The sequence below is a fragment of the Treponema sp. R6D11 genome, assembly GCF_054786075.1.
Genome location: NZ_BDHD01000667.1, coordinates 1 through 639 on the forward strand (window position 1 = coordinate 1; position 639 = coordinate 639).

The window sequence follows — 639 nt, forward strand, 5'->3', positions numbered from 1 at the left end:
CTTTTGCATTGTCTAGCGCCCATTTTATTGCTTCTTTTCTTTCTACTATAACTTTGCTGTTTTCCCCTGCGCCGACTAGGATGTCGTCTATTATTGCTTTAGGGTCTTCTGTGCGCGGATTGTCTGATGTGATGATTGTGAAATCTGATAACTCGCTTGCTAATCTGCCCATGATAGGGCGTTTAGTCTTATCTCTGTCGCCCCCGCAACCAAATAGAGAAATGAGGCAACCTCTTGTTAGTTCGCGCACGGTTGTTAGAATTTTTTCGATTCCGTCGGGTGTATGTGCGTAATCAATTATGACTGTGTATGGTGTATTAGTATCTAAGATTTCCATTCTGCCAGAGACGGGTACGAAATTTTTTAGGGCAGCTTTTATTGTGTTGATATCAACACCTGCTGTTTCTGCGATGCCGATAGCGAGGGAGATGTTTTGCAAATTAAATCTGCCGACTGCTTTGCATTCGAATTTCTCGTCAGCATATATAAAAGAGGTTTTGTTTGCAGTTAGCTCAAGGTTTTTGAAATCAGCGATCGTAACGCTTTTTCCTGCAAATTCTTCTGCCAGTTTTTCGCCATATTTTGTAGTAGCTGGATTTTGTTAATTTTTTGTATACTGCATCTTTGTCAAGATCTAGA

The 639-nt window shown here is 40.7% G+C and carries 1 protein-coding gene; it reads right to left on the reverse strand.

Annotation, left to right across the window (positions count from 1 at the left end):
- Positions 1 to 439: glutamate ligase domain-containing protein (locus ACYVTD_RS15375; protein ID WP_461248572.1), on the reverse strand; the 439-nt coding region annotated here is incomplete at its 3' end.
- Positions 440 to 639 lie beyond the last annotated feature (200 nt).